This window comes from Euryhalocaulis caribicus (assembly GCF_000412185.1).
Taxonomy (GTDB): Bacteria; Pseudomonadota; Alphaproteobacteria; order Caulobacterales; family Maricaulaceae; genus Euryhalocaulis; species Euryhalocaulis caribicus.
On the sequence record NZ_ASJA01000025.1, the window covers coordinates 1 to 17,202 of the forward strand.

Here is a 17,202-nt window from a genome sequence, read left to right on the forward strand (position 1 = left end):
CCCGGCGGCCAGGATGTGAGCGGCGAAAAAGATCGCCAGTCCGACGATAAGCGCGGCCATGAGACTTCCCCTCCCCGGCGCCTGATGCGGAGCGACTCTAGTCCGAGTCGCCGCCCTCCGCCTCGTCTTCCTTGGCCGGGTCGTATTTTGCGAACCAGCCCATGATGTTGTCGGTCTTGGCAATCAGATTACTGGGCCGCGCCGCGATGGAGTGTGAGGCGCCAGGGACGCGGATCAGCGCGGTCGGAACATCCTGCAGCTTCAACGCGCCATAGAATTGCTCCGCCTCCCAGGCCGGGGTGCGGTAATCCTCTTCCCCGACCATCACCAGAGTGGGCGTGGTGACGTTGCCGACCAGAGAGATCGGCGACAGGCGCCAGTACAATTCCGGGTCTTCCCAGGGCTGGGCGCGCATCCAGTGACGCCCCACGAACGCGGCGATGTCCCCGGCCAGCGCCATCGTCGTCCAGTTGATGACAGGCTTGATCGTTGCCGCCGCGGCAAAGCGGTCCGTCTTGCCAACAATCCATGACGTCAGAACGCCGCCGCCCGAACCGCCCGTCACGAACAGACGACCCGGATCGGCGTAATTCTTCGCGACGACCGCATCGACGACGCTCATCAGATCGTCATAGTCCTCGCCCGGATAGGCGCGGTCGATCTCCAGCGCGAAATCCTCGCCATAGCCGGTCGACCCGCGCGGATTGGCGTAGACCGTCACATAGCCTTCGGCTGCGTAGCGCTGAATCTCCGCCGCGAAGTGCGGGGTGTACATGGCGAACGGTCCGCCATGAATTTCCAGGATCATCGGATAGGAACCGTCAGCCGTGAAGCCTGGCGGTTTGGCGATCCAGGCCTCGACCGTGCGGCCGTCAACGCTGGACTCGACCTGAATTTCCTCGATCTCGGCCAACTGGATATGGCCCAGCGCATCGCTGTTGAGATCGGTCACCCGGCGCGGATCGCCCGAACCAGTCAGGATCGCCAGGTCCGCGGGCCGGCTGGACGCGCCCTGCGTGTAGGCCACAACGCTGCGCCGACCCTCATCGGACGCGGAAAAACCGCCCGACGCATAGGGCCGCCCCAGACTGGTCCCGCCAACATCGTCGGCCAGTTGGTCGACGCCGCCATTGAGATCCACCAGCGCCAGAACATTCTGACCGTTCACTTCGGCCGTCACGTAAACGCCGCGGCCATTGGCGGCCCATTCGGGCGAGCTGACGGAATGATCAAAATCCGCCGTCAGGTTGCGCGGCTCCGCGCCATTGGCGTCCATGACCCAGAGATCGGTCTGCTGATAGGCCAGGACCTTGTCGTCATAGCCCGTATAGGCGATGCGCCGGCCGTCCGGCGATACGGCGGGGGAGCCGTCCGGTCCGTCCCGCGTGGTCAAGGCGCGGCGGTCGCCGCTGTTCACGCTGATTGCGTAAATCTCGCTTTCGATCGGGTCGAGATCCGGATTTTCGACATCATTACCGACCGCAAGAATGGTATTTTCATCCAGCCATTCCGGCGATCCGAAACCGTTATCGCCTTTCGTCAGCTGCCGCGGAGATCCGCCATCGGCGGGTACAACGTAAATATGCGCCGCGCCTTCCTTCAGCCAGCCCTGACCGTCGAACCGGTAGACCAGATCGTCGAACACGCGCACGGGCTCGGCCCATTCGGCGCCCTCCGGCTTCTCTGGCGGCGTGGCAAAGCTGGGCGTCTCGCCCTTGGTGAACATGGAAAACGCGATGGTCCGGCCGTCCGGCGACCAGTCATAGCCCTGCGGCGGCTGGAACAGCTGCGCGACGGAGAAACTTGACCCGTCGTCCATGTAGCGCACGCGCATTTCCGGCTTGCCATCCTCGACCGCCATATAGGCCAGCCGCCGTCCGTCCGGCGACCAGCGCGGCGCGTTGTAGGAGCCCGCGCCCGTGATCAGAGGCCGGTGCGCGCCAGAGTCGACATCGACAACCCAGACGGATCCGACCGGCGAATCCTTCGCCTTGTCGTATCCCATCCGCACATAGGCGACGGTCTCGCCATCCGGCGAGACTTGCGGATCATTGGCCCATTCCAGGTTGAACACGTCTTCCGCTGTGAACTTGCGGATATCGTCATCCTGGGCCGAAGCGGCCACAGGCGCGAGAAGCGCCGCGGCCAGCGCGGCGTGAACGGCAATTTTCATGAATCCTCCCCGGGGGCGGTTGGGCGTATCTTTATCGAAGGCAGACTATCGCCCGGTCAGAAGCGCGCGCAAGTTAAGCTCCGGTCAGATTGTCGCGGGGATCGAAAACGGCGCCGCGGGCGCCGGCGCGCGCTGGTTGTTCATTATCCCGCAACGGCGGCGAGACGCGTCTGAACCTCCTCGCTCCATACATCCCGAGGGTCGTAACTGCCCTCGAACGCAGGAATATCGTCGGGTATGACCACCCAGGGCAAACGGGTTGCCGTGAAACAGTGCAGGTCCGGCTTGAGACGGCGCGCGCCATCCATCGCGCCGATCCGCACCAGCGCGATGGAGGGTCCCAGTAACGGATGCTCGCTCCACAACGGCACCTGACATGTCGGGCAGCGATGCCAGACCTGCCCGTGCGGATGGAAGGAGGGCGTCGCCACGGCCACAGGCGCAAGATCGCCTGAAAGCTCCACTCGCTCCCGTTCGATCAGCGCATTGAAGCCGAACGCCGATCCGCTCATCCGCTGACAGAACCGGCAGTGGCAGCAATGAACCACCATCGGCGCGGAGGTCAGATGAAAGCGAACGCCGCCGCAGGCGCACCGGCCTTCCAGGCTGGCGGGTTGGCTGTCTGTGTTCGCGATACCGGCGGTTTCACTCATTTCAAACCGGCTGTCCCTCGCCCTTGGCGCCCTCATAGTTCACCATCCAGGGCGTGCCGAAACGGTCGCGGACCATGCCGAAGCGCTCGGCCCAGAAGGTCTCGTCCAGCGGCATGGCCACCTCGCCGTCCTCCTTCAACGCGTCGAACCAGCGCTGCGCTTCCTCCGCCGAGGAGGCCGGCAGATTGACATAGAAGCCTTGCGGCCGGTCATACATTTCATCGGAATTGTCCGAGCCCATCATCGTCGCGCCGCCGACGGTAATCGCCATATTCATGACCATGTCGTCGCCGCCGGGCATGCGGGCGTCCGGCGCGGCGTCGCCGTTCAGGAAAATACCCGCCACCTCGCCACCGAACAGTTCGGCGTAAAAGCGCATCGCCGCTTCGCAGTTTCCTTTGAAGAAAAGATAGATTTGCGGTTGCATATTCATTCTACTCCAGCGTGTTTCTTTCGCTTGTTTAGGGCCCGTTGCCCTTATTCGTTGGCCGCCGCTTCAATCGCTGCGATGTCGATTTTCCTCATCGTCATCATCGCGTCGAAGGCGCGCTTGGCCTTGTCCCGGTCGGAGCTCGTGGTCAAATCAAGCAACAGTTTCGGCGTGATCTGCCAGCGGAAGCCCCAGCGGTCCTTGCACCAGCCACAGGCGCTCTCCTCGCCACCATTGCCAACAATCGCATCCCAGTACCGGTCGGTCTCTTCCTGGTTTTCGGTGACGATCATGAAGCTGACCGCCTCGTCCGGCGTGAAATTCGGCCCGCCGTTCAGGCCGACGAATTTACGCCCGAGCACGGTGAATTCGACGGTCAGTTCGGCGCCCTCCTCTCCGCCGGGGAAATCACCGGGCGCGGTATTCACGCGGTCGACGCGGCTGTCCGGGAACGTGACGGCGTAGAATTCCGCCGCCTTGCGCGCTTCGCCGTGGTCGAACCAAAGGCAGTTGATGATATCCGGCATGATATTTTTCCTCCAAAAATCGAGTTTCAATCCCGGTCCGGCGCGCCAAGCGGGAACAGCGGCCGATAGAGCCGCGCTTCATCTAGGGCCAGCAGGCGCTCGCGGTAAGCGCGGACATTGCGCGCTCAATCAGACGGGATCAGGCTTCAACGATGGGCGCAAAGCCGCCATAGATCATGCGCATCCCGTCGAACGGCATGGCTTGATGATCGGGCTTCATGCGTTCGTCTTCCATCATCTTCGGCCAGGCTTCGTCACGTGCCTCCTTGGAAGACCATTCGATCCAGGAGAAGACGACATCTTCTCCGTCCTTGGCTTTCACGGCGCGCCTGAAATCGGTGACCTTGCCGTCCGGGACATCATCGCTCCAGGTCTCGACGACTCGATTGGCGCCATATTCCTGGAAGACCTTGGCCGCTTTTAACGCCATTTCCAGATAGGCTTCCCGGTTTGCCGTTGGCACGGCCACAAGCATCCCGTCCACATAGCCCATGTCGCCGCCCGACTTTTCATCGAGGATCGGCGCGAAACCTCCGAAAATCATGCGTTTTCCATCGAACGGCATGGTCTCGCCCATGTCCTGCATGCGCGGATCGTTCATCATCTTTTCGTTGGCGGCGTCGCGGGTCTCGCGGTCGGGATATTCAAACCAGGAAAAGACGACCACTTCGCCGTCTTCGGCCTTCACCGCCTTGCTGAAATCGGTCAGCTTGCCGCTGGGCACGTCATCGCCCCAGCATTCCACCATCCGCGTGACGCCAAACTCCCTGAACAGCGGCGCCGCATCGGCGGCGTGCTTGCGGTATTCTTCCTTGTTTTTCGCCGGAACCGCAGCGACGAAACCTTCAACATAGGCCATGACTGATTTTCCTTTTTCCATCATGCAAATTGGGGCGGCGCTTCACCCGTGAAGCCGGCCATATGATCGGCCAGCGCCTGCCGGAAGGCGGGCCGCGCTTCGCCGCGCGCGACATAGCGGGCGAGCGTTTCATAGCGTTCAACCAGGCCGCTTCCGCGAAGCTGACGCAATACGGAAATCATCATCAGATCGCCGGCGCTGAAATCACCATCGAGCCATTCGTTCTCGCCGAGATAGTCAGCAAGCTCGCCCAGCCGTTCCTGGACCCGTTCGACCACAGCCGGACGGCGGGGCGCCGACCAGGGCTCGTCCGCCTCGAAAATGTCCACCAGGGCGAAATCGGATATCGGGATCTCGACCGTATTCAGCGCGGCAAAAATCCACTCGACCGCGCGCGCCCGGGCGGCGTTGTCCTCCGGCAACAGACCGTCATGTGTCTGGGCGATATGCAGGACGATGGCGCCGGATTCGAACAGCGCGAGGTCGCCCGCCTCATAGGTCGGCGCCTGGCCGAAGGGCTGGAGGGCGCGATGGGACGGCTGTTTCTGGTCGCCCTGCGAGAGATATCGGACACGGTAATCCTGTCCGGTCTCTTCCAGAGCCCAGCGCACGCGCAGATCGCGCACGAGTCCTTTGGCAAAATCCGGCACCCAGTCGAACGCCTTGATCTCGACACTGGATTCAGGATTGACGGGCATAGTGACTTTCCTTCCGGAACGGGCGCTGTCTTCGCGCCTTAAAAATTCATGATGTGCAGGATGTTGCCGTCCGGATCCTTGAACCAGGCGAGCTTGATTTCGCCGTCGGCGTGGACGCCGTTTTCAAACGCCAGCCCCGGCAGATCATAATGTTCGAAAGCAACGCCCTTGTTGCGCAAATCTGCAATGATGGCGTCAAAATCCTCTCCGGCGGCCCAGGTGACGGCGTTCGCCTTGTTCGTGCCGGCGAATTCAGACTGATAAACCGTCAGCAAGGTGCCGCCGGTGCGGTAGCCAACCGCCCCTTGCGCCTCCATTGAGGCGTCGGCGACCTCCAGACCCAGCGTCTGTTCGTAGAAATCGCGCGCCGCGGCCAGGTTTTTCACGGCCACAATAGCCGATGAGTTCTTGTCTCTCAGGCGGGTCATGCGGCCTCCTTTTCCAGATACGCGGCCAGACGGTCGAAGCTTCCGGTCCAGCCCTCTTCATGGCCGTCCCGCGCCTCTTCATCGGCAAACTGTTCATGGCTGAAGATCATCAGCGTCCGGTCCCCTTCGGCGCGCAGCATCACGCTGACCAGAGACTCCCGCTCCGGCATGGTGATCCACTGCCAGGTGAAAACCAGCTTCTGCTTGTCCTCCACCTCGCGATAGACGCCGCTGACATTGTGGACTTCGGGGTCGGGCGGGATGGAGAAAATGACCCGGAAACTCCCGTCCACCCGCACATCGGTTTCGGCGTGGGTGACTTCGGCCCCTTCCGGCCCGAACCACTGGAACATCGCCTCGGGGTCCGTCCATGCCCGCCAGACCCGCTCTACCGGCGCATCGAAACGCCTTTGAATGGTCAGGCTGGGCTTCGTATCAGCGGGTGCGGCGGTGGCCATGGCGGCTCTCCCTGTTTCTTTGGATCAGAGTTTGGCGGCGATGGCTTCCAGTTGGCTGGCGACCTGTCCCCAGCCGTCATGGAAACCCATGTCTTCGTGCGTTTTCCGGTCTTCCTCTCGCCAGTGCAGCGCCCGCGCCGTGTAGCGCGTCCTGTCGCCTTCGCTGGCCAGTTCGATGATGGCCGTCATGAAAGGCTGGCCGGACGGAAGCCAGCCGGGCTGGAAGGCGTCGGTAAAAATCAAACGCTTTTCAGGCTCGACCGCCAGAAAGACGCCCGGCCCGCCGGATTCTTCACCTTCAGGCCCGCGCAAGGAAACGTGAAAGCCGCCGCCGGAGCGCAAATCAAGTTCCTTGATTTTCGCTGTCCAGGGATGAGGGGCGAACCACTGCTCCAGTAACTCCGCCTCGGTCCAGCAGCGCCAGACATTGTGGCGCGGCGCATTCAGCACCCGCTCCAGCTTCAATTCGAATGATGCGTCGCCCATGGATAACTCACCCGTTAAATAACCGATTGGTTTATTAAAGGCGCTGGCTGTTCAGGTCAACCCGTATCAGGACGGCCCATTCGGGCGTTTTTCAGGCAGTCACCAATCTTTTGCCGGCGTTGCGATGAAGCGTGACCGTGGTTCAAAATTCACCTTGTCGAGAAAATCGCGGTGCGTGTAGAAAACATCGAACCGGCTATGAGCCAGCTGGACATAGCCGTGCCGGTCCAGCAGCAGGTCCAGCGCCAGTGACGGGCGCTCGATGGTCATGAAACGGAATTTGTAGCGGCTGAAATCGAACTCCCGCAGGATCAGCTCCTCCGCGCCTTCCACGTCCAGCGACAAATAATCAATCAGGCGAGGCGCGCCATGCCGGTCCAGCGCATCGGCAAGCGTGACCGTGGGAACGCGGATGATGCGGGCCGATTGCAACTCCTCCGCCCGGTTCTCCGCCGAGTTGTCGAAGCCTTCGCCCACGATGCCGCCCAGCATCCCGTTATCGATGCGAAACTCGACTTCAGGCGCCGCGCCGTCGGTTACGCATTCGGCAACCAGCGGTGATGTGCGATTGCTGGCGATCGAGTCATGGAAATCCGGATTGGGCTCGAACAGAAGCCCGGTCCATTCCAGATGCTTTTCAAGAAAATAGGTGTTGCTCAGATCGACGCCGTCGGCACAGGCCAGATCGACAAAATACCCGCCGCGCTTCAGGCCCTGCCGCTCATAGTCAAAGATGTTCATCAGCAGGTAGTCCACCTGCCCCTTCTGGCAGCCAAACGTCTCACGCTGCTGGCGCTTCAGCCGCGTCATCTCCTTGATCTCGCGCGAAATGACCTGGAGGTCGGGCTTGTCCAGCGAGAAAAGCTGTTTGATCAGCCTGGCGATTTCCATATCCGCTCCCCTGCCCGGCCCGTGCGGCCAGTCCCCCGTTGGCGCGGCTCCGCGTCAACCCAATCGCCGCGCGCCTTTCCGCCAGCGGCGGGCGCCCAGCTTGCGCGCCCAGAGGATGATGCCGGTAATGCAGAGGATCGCAACCAGTAGGCCCGAAACAAATATGATCGCGCGCCCGATGCCCCCGAACGCCTTTCCGGAATGCAACGGATATTGCCAGGCCAGGAACACATCGCCCGCGGTTCCTTCGGTGATATGCCGGTCGCTGAGCACTTTCCCGCTATTGGCCTCGACCACGATCATGCGGCGCCCGTACGGATCAATGTCCCGCACATCATGGGCGCGCAGTTCATAGGCGGCTTTCCAGGGATTGTAGCTCGCCAGGTCGACCTCCGGCGCGCCTTCCAGCCGGGCGGCGATTGTAAACGCCTCATCGAAATCGATCTGCGGCGCGAAGTCGGCCTCGTCATTCGCCGGCAGCGCAAATATGGCGCGCTCCGTGACGGGAGAGACGCGGTCGACCGCCGCGACGACGTGCTCGTACCAGTTAAAATAGAGGCCGGAGACGGCGAACATGAGCGTGACCGGCCACAGCCAGAGCCCCATCGCCCGGTGAAGATCGAAGGTAAATTTGTGCCGCCCCTTCCGCAAACGGACGCGGAAACTCGCGGCCCACTTCCTGGCTGTCGGAAATGACAGGACAACCGAAACCGCGTGGTCGAGAATCCAGAAAAACGCCACAAGGCCCAGGAACCACAACATCCAGTCCCCAAGATGCAGGTCCAGATGAAGCCCGTAGAGGAAGTTCATCAGGTTGCGCGGCCCAAGGCCCGCCGCGTCATAGCTTCGGCTCCCCAGCAACTCCGCCGTGTAGGGGTCGACGAAGACTTCGATTTCGGAATCATCCTCCAGGGACGGCATGGACAGCCGGACGGAGTCATCAGGTTCGCCCGGCAAGTCGACGAAGCGGATGAACCGGTCCGGAAACTGATCGCGCGCGGCAGCGAACCAGAGTTCCACACTGGCAGGCTCAGACCGTGCTTCGACCTTCTTGAGGTCCTGATTCAGCCAGACATCGAGTTCGTCATAATAAACGACGGCCGACCCCGTCAGCCCCATGAGGGCAAGCCACAGCGCCGCCAGGATGCCGAACCAGCGGTGCCAGAGCACGAGAAGCGGCCGAATACGAATATTCGGCCGCTTCTCTTTCCGGATGGCCGCAGCCGACATCAGAACTCGTATGCGGCCGAGATACGGATATCGCGTCCCGCTTCATAGAGGCCCGCCACGCCTTCCCATCCGGGGATGGCGTTATAGTCGGCAACGCTCGCGTGATCGCGATACTGCTCGTCAAACAGGTTCTGGACAGCAACGTTCAGGCGCAGACCTTCGACCTGTCGCGGACGCCACTCTCCATAGATGTCGGCGACCGTGTAACCGGGCTTGTCCACTTGCTGCAGGGCGTCGATCCAGCCGATCTCGACAGCGCGGTAAAGCACGTCGATGTCATTGAGATCTTCGACCACGCGGACATTCACGCCCAGATCGATACGGTCCGTCGGCCCCCAGCCAAGATTGAGATTCCACTGATCGCCCGAAGCGTTGGCCAGGCCGATTTCCTCGTAACCCTCGACAGGGCGGTCATTCAGCTCTGAATCGTACGAGGTATAGAACAGGTCCGCAGAGATGCGTTCCCAGGAATAGCCAAGGCGCAATTCCACGCCCTGCGTCTCAAACTCCCCGACATTTTCGTAGAAAATCGAGTCCTCGGGCGCTACGCCGCCGCCGATCTGGTCAAGAATGACATCGTCAATGACCATGGAGAACACGGACGCGGATGCACGAAGCTGCCCGTTGTCGTATGTCAGGCCGGCTTCAGAATTGTCCACGCGTTCGGGCTGGAGCGACGGATCGACTCGCAGACGGCCGGGGCGTTTCTCCAGCGTGAAGGCGTCACCGACTTCCTTGCCGCGAAGGGCCTGGCCGTGGCCCGCCGTGAAGGCCAGCGCCGGGGTAATGTCATAGCGGATACCGACATTGCCGCTGAAGCCTTCGCTGTCCGAGCGCTCGTCATAGGTCACCAGTTCCAGATCGTAGGAATCATAACGCCCGCCGACACTGATCAGGACCGGGTCAGCCAGACGGAAGTGGCCCTGCACATAGGCGCCCCACAGCTCGCCCTTCTCCTCGAAGGAGCCGATTGACGGGTCCCAGGCCCAGCCGCCCCAGACCGTCTGATCGGCCAGGTAACGGCTCTTCACGACATCGTTCCGGTGCTCCACGCCATAGATGATCTCGCTCGCGCCGAAATTGGAAGTGTTGCGGATGTCGAAGCCGTAGGTCTCGATATCCGCGCCGTATTTGCCCCAGCGGTCAAAGCGGTCCTGCTGGAATTCAGACGTGGTGAAATAGCCGGTCACATCCATGTTCAGCGCGGGGCTGATCGTGTTGCGATAGTTGGCCACCACGGTGCGGCGCTCCGCGTCGGCCGGGAACAGCGTGTCGCCTTCCAGGGTCGGCCAGTTCGGACGCGCGCCAAACTCGCCTTCCTCGTCGCGATGCTCATAGCTGACCGACAGATAATGATCTGGAACGATCTCGCCCGACAGCTTCACGAAGCCCAGAAGCTGCTCCGCCGCGGTGCCGAACAGCGTGTTGCCATCGCCATCGTCCATATTGTCGCGGTCGACATAGACCAGCGACCCCAGAACGCCCCAGTTGTCGTTCAGCTTGCCATAGGCGGACACGCTGCCCTTGTAACCGTCATTGCTGAACCAGCCGGCCTTGGTCATGGCGCCGAAGCGCTGACCCGGCTCAAGAAGGTCGTCAGCGCTCTTGGTCCGGAACCGAATGGCCCCGCCAACCGCGCCGAAACCGGCTGTCGCCTCGCCCGCGCCAGCCTGCAGGTCGACCTGCTTCAGCAGTTCCGGCTCGATCTGGACCCGGCCGATATGGTGAAACAGCGTGCCGGTCTGCGGTGCGCCATCCACCGTGACATTCAGCAGAGTGTCTTCGAGCCCCCGCACGTACACTTTCTGCGCAATGCCCAGCGAACCGCCAACCGAGACAGACGGCGTCTGGCGGAACACGTCGGCCAGGTCGTTCGCCTGAGTTTTCTCGATCTGATCAGAATCGATCAGGACGTTCGTCGTTTCGCCTACAACGATGATGACATCGCCGTTTTCGACCGTCTCGGCTTCGTCAGCCACGGCGTCCTGCGCGATTGCAGGCGTGCTCGAAATTGCCGCCGATGCAATGCCGGCCAGCCAGATTTTCTTGGTCACAATCTACCCCTTGGAAGTCAGTTCCCGGGCCTGATAGCCGAGGCCCGGATGACTCGCAAGTGATTATCATTCTCAAATATGAGTCGAGTTTGGTGAGTTATAGAATGTCATTAAATGCCAGAGGATCATGACTGCTCTGTCTCGATCTCGGCGAGAATGGCGCACCACGATCAGCGTTTCGATCAGTAGTGTGACCCAGTCCTGCTTGCGCAGCGCGGTTGCAAGACGGCGCAGGATCATGGCGCGTCAGACTCCGTCTCGCTCAGATCGACCTTGACCCCGTAAACAGCCTCGACCTGGTCCGCCATGGGCTGGAATTTCGATATGTCGACGCAATCGCCGTAAACACGGCGATTCACGGCGCCGAAAAGGTCTGAATCAATTTCGTCAGGCGCGCTGAACGGCAACCGGCCGTCATACTGATAATCGAACGACGTCAAAGACTGCATCATCTGGCTGGCGTGAACCGTGATCAGCCCTTCGATTGCGGCGTATTCGCCCAGCAGGGCATAGGCGTCGCGGCGCGCATCGGCGTCCATCGGGCCGGGCATGCCGAGATGGGCGAGCCGGCCTTTCAGAACCAGCGCCTGAGTCTGCAGGTCCCGGATCTCAACCGCCACATCGAAAATTGCGCTCAGCTCGATGAATTTGCCGCGATCCATGTAGAGGGCGGTTTCGCTGGCAAGCAGGGCTTTCCACGATTCCGCGGACAGATTCCGGATGGGCGTGCGCACGGGGGTTTGCAGAATCATCGGACCACCCGGCGCCTGGAGGCCGTCCGGCATCCGGGGAATCCACTCTCCCTCACCGGCCTTCAACCGCCCGGCGATGAACTCAACCTGCTCCACCCGGCAGGGTTCAATGGCCATGCGCTCCGAAGCAAAGGCAAGCAACTTGATGAGATCGGTCTCGACAGCGTCGAGCGCCTGGCGCGTTTCCTTGATCTGCACGGCGCGTGTCGCCCACTGGTTGGCGACCAGGGCAATGCCGACGCCGATCACGATGATCGCCACCTCAAAGCCGAAACGCCGCCACCCTGTCAGATTTCCACCCGGCCGGAAAAACCGCATCGCCCTCCCCCGGTCCGATCGCCAGCGGCGGGAGTTTATACATGGGTGAGCTTTTGAGTCAGCTTTTTGTTAATCCGGCTGGCGGCCAGAGCCTATTCCCACTCGATCGTGCCCGGCGGCTTGGACGTGACATCATAGACGACCCGGTTCACGCCGCGGACTTCATTGATGATGCGGGTGGCGGTGCGGCCGAGGAAATCGTGGTCGAAGGGGTAGTAGTCCGCCGTCATGCCGTCGCGTGAAGTGACAGCGCGCAGGGCCAGCACGGCCTCATAGGTGCGCTCGTCGCCCATCACGCCGACCGTATTGACCGGCAGCAGCACGGCGAAGGCCTGCCAGATCTCGTCATAGAGGCCGGCCTTGCGGATTTCCTCCAGATAGATGGCGTCGGCCTCCTGCAGGATCGCGACCTTGTCCGGCGTGATCTCGCCGGGAATGCGGATGGCCAGGCCCGGCCCCGGGAACGGGTGGCGCTGCACGAAGGCTTCGGGCAGACCCAGCTCGCGGCCGAGCGCCCTCACCTCGTCCTTGAACAGTTCGCGCACCGGCTCCACCAGCTTCATGTTCATGCGTTCGGGCAGGCCGCCGACATTGTGGTGGGACTTGATGGTGACCGACGGGCCGCCGGTGGCGGAGACGCTCTCGATCACGTCCGGATAGAGCGTGCCCTGGGCCAGGAATTCCGCGCCTCCGATCTTGGCGGCCTCGCGCTCGAACACCTCGATAAACGTGCCGCCGATGATCTTGCGCTTCTTCTCCGGATCGCTGACGCCGTCCAGCTTGCCGAGGAACAGATCGCCCTCATCGGCGTGGACCAGCGGTATGTTGTAGTGACCGCGGAACAGGTCGACGACCTGCTTGGCTTCGCCCTTCCGCAACAGGCCGGTGTCGACAAAGACGCAGGTCAGCTGGTCGCCCAGCGCCTCGTGCAGCAGCACCGCCACGACCGAAGAGTCGACGCCGCCGGAAAGGCCGCAGATCACCTTGCCGTCGCCCACCTGTTCGCGGACCTTGGCGATCTCTTCTTCCTTGAAGGCCGCCATGGACCAGTCGCCCTTCATGCCGGCGATGGCGTGGGTGAAGTTCTTCAGCAGCGCCGCGCCGCGGGGGGTGTGGCTGACCTCCGGGTGGAACTGGACGCCGTAGAACTGCCGGCGCTCGTCCGCGATGGCCGCGAACGGCGCGTTCTGCGTCTTGGCGATGACCTCGAAGCCTTCGGGGATGGCGTGGACGCGGTCGCCGTGGCTCATCCAGACCCGTTCTTCCGTGCCGGGGCCGCCAAAGCCCTCGAACAGCGGGGTATCGGCGACGATCTCGATATCGGCGCGGCCGAATTCGCGCTCATTGGCCGGCGTCACCTCGCCGCCCAGCTGGTTCACCATGGTCTGCTCGCCATAGCATATGCCCAGCACCGGCACGCCCAGATCGAAGACCTCTTTCGTGGCCCGCGGCGTCCCCTCGCCGGTCACGCTGGCCGGGCCGCCCGAGAGGATCACGCATTTCGGGCTGAACGCGCTCAGGAACGCCCCGTCCACCTTGTTGAAGGGGTGGATTTCGCAATAGACGCCGCTCTCCCGCAGGCGCCGGGCGATCAACTGGGTCACCTGGCTGCCGAAATCGACGATCAGGGCGCGTTCATGTTGTTCCTGAATGGTGGTCATCTATCCTGTTCTCTGAAGCGCGGCGACGAAGAAGCCGTCCGTCCCCGTGGAGGCGGGCGTCAGCGTCACCGAGTTGAAATCGGCCGACCAGGGCTTGGGCTTGTCGAAACCGAAAATGTCCTGCCAGACCTCGCCGACGGAGACGAGTTCGAAATCCCCGTTCGAGAGCAGGAAATCCTCGATCCGGTCCTCGTTCTCCTCCGGGAAGACCGAGCAGGTGATATAGACGAGGAACCCGCCTTTCTTGACGTAATCCTTCGCCTCGCTCAGCACCTGAACCTGCTCGCTCTGGCGGCGCGCCAGGGCTTCCGGCGTCAGGCGCCATTTCGCGTCCGGATGACGCCGCCAGACGCCTGAACCCGTGCAGGGCGCATCCAGCACCACCCGGTCCATCTTGCCCTTCAGGTCATCCAGCACGCCGGGCTTGGGATCGCGCACCTGGACATTGCGGACCTTGGCCCGGACCAGCCGGTCATGGATCGGCGCCAGGCGGTTGATGTCCGCGTCATAGGCGTAGATCTGGCCCTTGTTTTCCATCGCCGCCGCCATGGCCAGCGTCTTGCCGCCCGCCCCGGCGCAATAATCGAGGATCTGTTCGCCTTCCTTGACCCCGACCAGCAGCGCGGCGATCTGGCTGCCTTCGTCCTGAACCTCGATCCAGCCCTTCTGATAGGCGCTTTCAGGCGTCACGTTCGGCGTGCGGGAGGCGCCCACGCCGGCCGGGTAGCGCAGGCCGGTCGGGCAGATCGGCGCCTTCTGCGGCGTTTTGCGAAGGGCCTTGGCGGCCTTTTCACGATCCGCCGTCAACGTGTTCACGCGCAGGTCCAGCGGCGGACGTTGCGCCAGCGCCGCGCCCTCGGCCACCCATTCCTCATCGAAATTGGCCTGGAACGACTCTTCGCACCATTCAGGAATATCGGCCCTCACCCAGTCCGGCGCGCCGTCGAGGCTTTTTGCGATAGCGGCTTGCTCGGACTCGCTCAGCGGTTCGGGGGCGTGCTCGTCATCGGCGAAGGCGCCGGCGAATTTCGCCTTGTCCCAGCCCCAGCCGAACGCCATGGCGCCCAGCGCCAGCGCGCGCGGCGTTTCCGCCCCCATGCGCCAGGCGATGGAGGCGCGCATCCGCATCGCGTCATAGACGATATTGCCAATCGCAGCCCGGTCGCCCGACCCGGCGAAGCGGTGGCTCTTGCCCCAGTCGCGCAGCGCCTCGCTAACCGGCCTGTGGCGCGTTTCGACGTCCTCCAGAACCTCGATCGCGGCGGCTATGCGGCCCGCCTCACGCAACGGCCAGGTAACTCCCCACCGCGTGACCGGTCAGATAGCCCCACATGACCAGCAGCACGATGGCGCTGAGTATGAAGACCTGGAAACGCAGGATCACCACGTTCCGCCCGATATGAACGAATGCGTGAACATAGCGGATCAGCACATAGACGCACCCGAGGATCGCCATCAGCCACCCCGCGCCGCCAATCGTGAACGCAAAGAGAACCGCCGCGTAGAACAGCACCGGCATCTCGAACTGGTTCATGTAGGCATTGGATATCTTGCGCACCGGCGTCGGCCAGACCGTGTGATCTATGGCCATGCGCTCCAGATCGACCTCGCCCTTTTTGGCGGCGCTGTAGCGCGCCGCGGCCATGCGGAAGCCCAGGAAGAAAACCAGAAGAACGTGAGCGACAACGCTCAGGAAAAGCACCAGATGAGCTGCTGGCATGACGTAAGTCTCCCCGTTTTAAGGATGCGGCGCGGCCCCGCCGTGCCGGTCCGTCAGATAACGCGTGATGGCCCGGGGGTCGGTAAGGAACCGCATCCCGTTAGCTTCAAGCACAGCTTCCGCCGTCTCCGCTCCGTCGGCAAGCACCAGCGCGGGCAGATCCTGCGCGCCCTCGCCCAGGATCGCGACGATTTCCGCGCGTGGACGCGGCCAGGCCAGACGGTGAATCTCCACACGGTCCGCCCAGTGCGGCGACGCCAGAAGCGCGCCTTCCACCGCCGCGCAATCGAAACAGAACCACGGGCCGTCCGGCCCGTCCTCGAACGGCGCGGTCAGCAGATAGAGGCGGTCGCGTTCAGCCATCCCTAGCCGGGGCTCGGATAGTTCGGCGCTTCCCGCGTGATCATCACGTCATGCACGTGGCTTTCCTTCAGGCCCGCATTGGTGATCTTGATGAACACCGCGTTTTTCCGGAAATCAGCCAGCGTGCGGGAACCCGTATAACCCATAGCCGCGCGCACACCGCCCACCAGCTGGTGGATGATCGGAGCAACGGGGCCTTTATAGGGCACGCGTCCTTCGACGCCTTCGGGCACCAGCTTCATCTGGTCGGTGACTTCCTTCTGGAAGTAACGGTCGGCGGAACCGCGCGCCATCGCGCCCACAGAGCCCATGCCGCGATAGGATTTGTAGGACCGGCCCTGATAGAGGAAGACCTCGCCCGGCGCTTCTTCCGTCCCCGCCATGAGGGAGCCGATCATCACCGTCTCCGCCCCGGCGGCCAGCGCCTTGGCGACATCGCCGGAATATTTCACGCCGCCATCGGCGATAATCGGAATATCGGCCGCGTGCGCCGCCTTGGCCGCGCCTTCGATCGCGGTCAGTTGCGGCACGCCGACGCCCGCCACCATTCGGGTGGTGCAGATGGAGCCCGGCCCGATGCCGACCTTGATGGCGTCCGCCCCGGCGTCGATCAGCGCCTTGGCGCCGCCTTCCGTGGCGACATTGCCGGCAATGACCTGAACCCGGTTGGACAGCTTCTTCACGCGCTCCACGGCCTCCAGGACGGCGTTGGAATGACCGTGCGCGGTGTCGATAACCACGGCGTCCACGCCCGCATCCATCAGGGCCTGCGCGCGCTCATAGCCGGCATCGCCCACCGTGGAGGCGGCGGCGACCAGCAGGCGGCGCTGAGAGTCCTTGGCGGCCAGCGGGAAGGCGCTGGCCTTTTCCATGTCCTTGACGGTCAGCAGACCGATGCAGCGATCCGCCTCATCGACCACCAGTAGGCGCTCTATGCGGTTCTTGTGGAGAAGGCGCTGCGCCTCTTCCTGACTGGTGCCTTCGCGAACCGTGACGACCTCGCGAGTCATCAGATCGGCGACTTTCTCGTTCGGGTCTTCGGCAAAGCGAACGTCGCGATTGGTCACGATGCCGACCAGCTTGCCGGGCTCGCCGGAGCCGGTGGGCTCCACGACGGGGATGCCGGAAATCTTGTATTGCGCCATCAGCATCTGCAGATCGCGCAGCGTGGCGTTCGGCGAGATCGTGACCGGATTGACCACCATCCCGGATTCGAACCGCTTCACCTTGCGGACCTCTTCCGCCTGCTCTTCCAGCGAAAGGTTGCGGTGGATCACGCCAATGCCGCCGGCCTGAGCCATGGCAATCGCCAGCTCGGCCTCGGTCACTGTGTCCATCGCCGCGGACAGCAGCGGAATGTTCAGATTGATCTCGCGCGTCAGACGCGTGGACGTGTCCGCCTGCGCGGGCATGACGTCGCTTTTCTGGGGTTGCAAGAGCACGTCGTCAAACGTGACACCTTCCCGAATCTCCATCGGGCGCCTCCTTGTCTCTTGCGGGG

The 17,202-nt window shown here is 62.8% G+C and carries 19 protein-coding genes and 1 pseudogene; all 20 read right to left on the reverse strand.

The window, feature by feature from the left end:
* Positions 1-97: 97 nt before the first annotated feature.
* A complete protein-coding gene (locus L338_RS14925) occupies positions 98-2,173 on the reverse strand; it encodes a S9 family peptidase (RefSeq protein ID WP_022699206.1) in 2,076 nt (691 codons plus the stop codon).
* A 143-nt stretch (positions 2,174-2,316) separates the two neighbouring features.
* Complete coding sequence (locus L338_RS14930; protein ID WP_022699207.1) at positions 2,317-2,826, reverse strand: GFA family protein; 510 nt, start codon at positions 2,824-2,826, stop codon at positions 2,317-2,319.
* Between the two features lies 1 nt (position 2,827).
* The gene (locus tag L338_RS14935; RefSeq protein ID WP_027068591.1) at positions 2,828-3,253 is read right to left on the reverse strand and encodes a VOC family protein; all 426 of its coding nucleotides are present in this window, start codon (positions 3,251-3,253) and stop codon (positions 2,828-2,830) included.
* A 50-nt stretch (positions 3,254-3,303) separates the two neighbouring features.
* The gene (locus L338_RS14940) at positions 3,304-3,783 is read right to left on the reverse strand and encodes a VOC family protein (protein WP_022699209.1); all 480 of its coding nucleotides are present in this window, start codon (positions 3,781-3,783) and stop codon (positions 3,304-3,306) included.
* Between the two features lie 26 nt (positions 3,784-3,809).
* Positions 3,810-3,902: pseudogene (locus L338_RS18255) on the reverse strand (glutathione S-transferase family protein); the annotation flags it as partial.
* A 20-nt stretch (positions 3,903-3,922) separates the two neighbouring features.
* On the reverse strand, positions 3,923-4,642 hold the full coding sequence (locus L338_RS14945; protein ID WP_027068592.1) for a DUF1428 domain-containing protein: 720 nt from the start codon (positions 4,640-4,642) through the stop codon (positions 3,923-3,925).
* A gap of 20 nt (positions 4,643-4,662) precedes the next feature.
* Positions 4,663-5,340, reverse strand: a complete 678-nt coding sequence (locus L338_RS14950; protein ID WP_022699211.1) for a glutathione S-transferase family protein — start codon at positions 5,338-5,340, stop codon at positions 4,663-4,665.
* A 38-nt stretch (positions 5,341-5,378) separates the two neighbouring features.
* On the reverse strand, positions 5,379-5,768 hold the full coding sequence (locus L338_RS14955) for a VOC family protein (RefSeq protein ID WP_022699212.1): 390 nt from the start codon (positions 5,766-5,768) through the stop codon (positions 5,379-5,381).
* Positions 5,765-6,226: an SRPBCC family protein gene (locus L338_RS14960; RefSeq protein ID WP_022699213.1), complete on the reverse strand. Its 462-nt coding sequence runs from the start codon at positions 6,224-6,226 to the stop codon at positions 5,765-5,767. The genes L338_RS14955 and L338_RS14960 overlap by 4 nt, the downstream gene beginning before the upstream one ends.
* 24 nt (positions 6,227-6,250) lie before the next feature.
* Positions 6,251-6,712, reverse strand: a complete 462-nt coding sequence (locus tag L338_RS14965) for an SRPBCC family protein (protein WP_022699214.1) — start codon at positions 6,710-6,712, stop codon at positions 6,251-6,253.
* Between the two features lie 99 nt (positions 6,713-6,811).
* The gene (locus L338_RS14970) at positions 6,812-7,603 is read right to left on the reverse strand and encodes an FkbM family methyltransferase (protein WP_022699215.1); all 792 of its coding nucleotides are present in this window, start codon (positions 7,601-7,603) and stop codon (positions 6,812-6,814) included.
* A gap of 54 nt (positions 7,604-7,657) precedes the next feature.
* Entirely contained in the window at positions 7,658-8,833 is a 1,176-nt protein-coding gene (locus L338_RS14975; protein ID WP_022699216.1) for a PepSY-associated TM helix domain-containing protein, read from the reverse strand.
* Positions 8,833-10,887 (reverse strand): TonB-dependent receptor domain-containing protein, encoded by a 2,055-nt coding sequence (locus L338_RS14980; protein ID WP_022699217.1) that lies wholly within the window; start codon positions 10,885-10,887, stop codon positions 8,833-8,835. The genes L338_RS14975 and L338_RS14980 overlap by 1 nt, the downstream gene beginning before the upstream one ends.
* Positions 10,888-10,959: 72 nt before the next feature.
* Positions 10,960-11,127, reverse strand: coding sequence for a hypothetical protein (locus L338_RS17650; RefSeq protein ID WP_161624641.1), 168 nt, complete (start codon positions 11,125-11,127; stop codon positions 10,960-10,962).
* Complete coding sequence (locus L338_RS14985; RefSeq protein WP_022699218.1) at positions 11,124-11,957, reverse strand: hypothetical protein; 834 nt, start codon at positions 11,955-11,957, stop codon at positions 11,124-11,126. The genes L338_RS17650 and L338_RS14985 overlap by 4 nt, the downstream gene beginning before the upstream one ends.
* 92 nt (positions 11,958-12,049) lie before the next feature.
* Positions 12,050-13,618 carry a glutamine-hydrolyzing GMP synthase gene (guaA, locus tag L338_RS14990; RefSeq protein WP_022699219.1) on the reverse strand — a complete coding sequence of 523 codons (1,569 nt, stop codon included), beginning with the start codon at positions 13,616-13,618 and terminating at the stop codon, positions 12,050-12,052.
* Positions 13,619-14,905: an RsmB/NOP family class I SAM-dependent RNA methyltransferase gene (locus L338_RS14995; RefSeq protein ID WP_022699220.1), complete on the reverse strand. Its 1,287-nt coding sequence runs from the start codon at positions 14,903-14,905 to the stop codon at positions 13,619-13,621.
* Positions 14,898-15,338, reverse strand: a complete 441-nt coding sequence (locus tag L338_RS15000; RefSeq protein WP_033311605.1) for an MAPEG family protein — start codon at positions 15,336-15,338, stop codon at positions 14,898-14,900. The genes L338_RS14995 and L338_RS15000 overlap by 8 nt, the downstream gene beginning before the upstream one ends.
* An 18-nt stretch (positions 15,339-15,356) precedes the next feature.
* Complete coding sequence (locus L338_RS15005; RefSeq protein ID WP_022699222.1) at positions 15,357-15,701, reverse strand: DUF3088 family protein; 345 nt, start codon at positions 15,699-15,701, stop codon at positions 15,357-15,359.
* A 2-nt stretch (positions 15,702-15,703) separates the two neighbouring features.
* Complete coding sequence (gene guaB, locus L338_RS15010; RefSeq protein ID WP_022699223.1) at positions 15,704-17,176, reverse strand: IMP dehydrogenase; 1,473 nt, start codon at positions 17,174-17,176, stop codon at positions 15,704-15,706.
* Positions 17,177-17,202 lie beyond the last annotated feature (26 nt).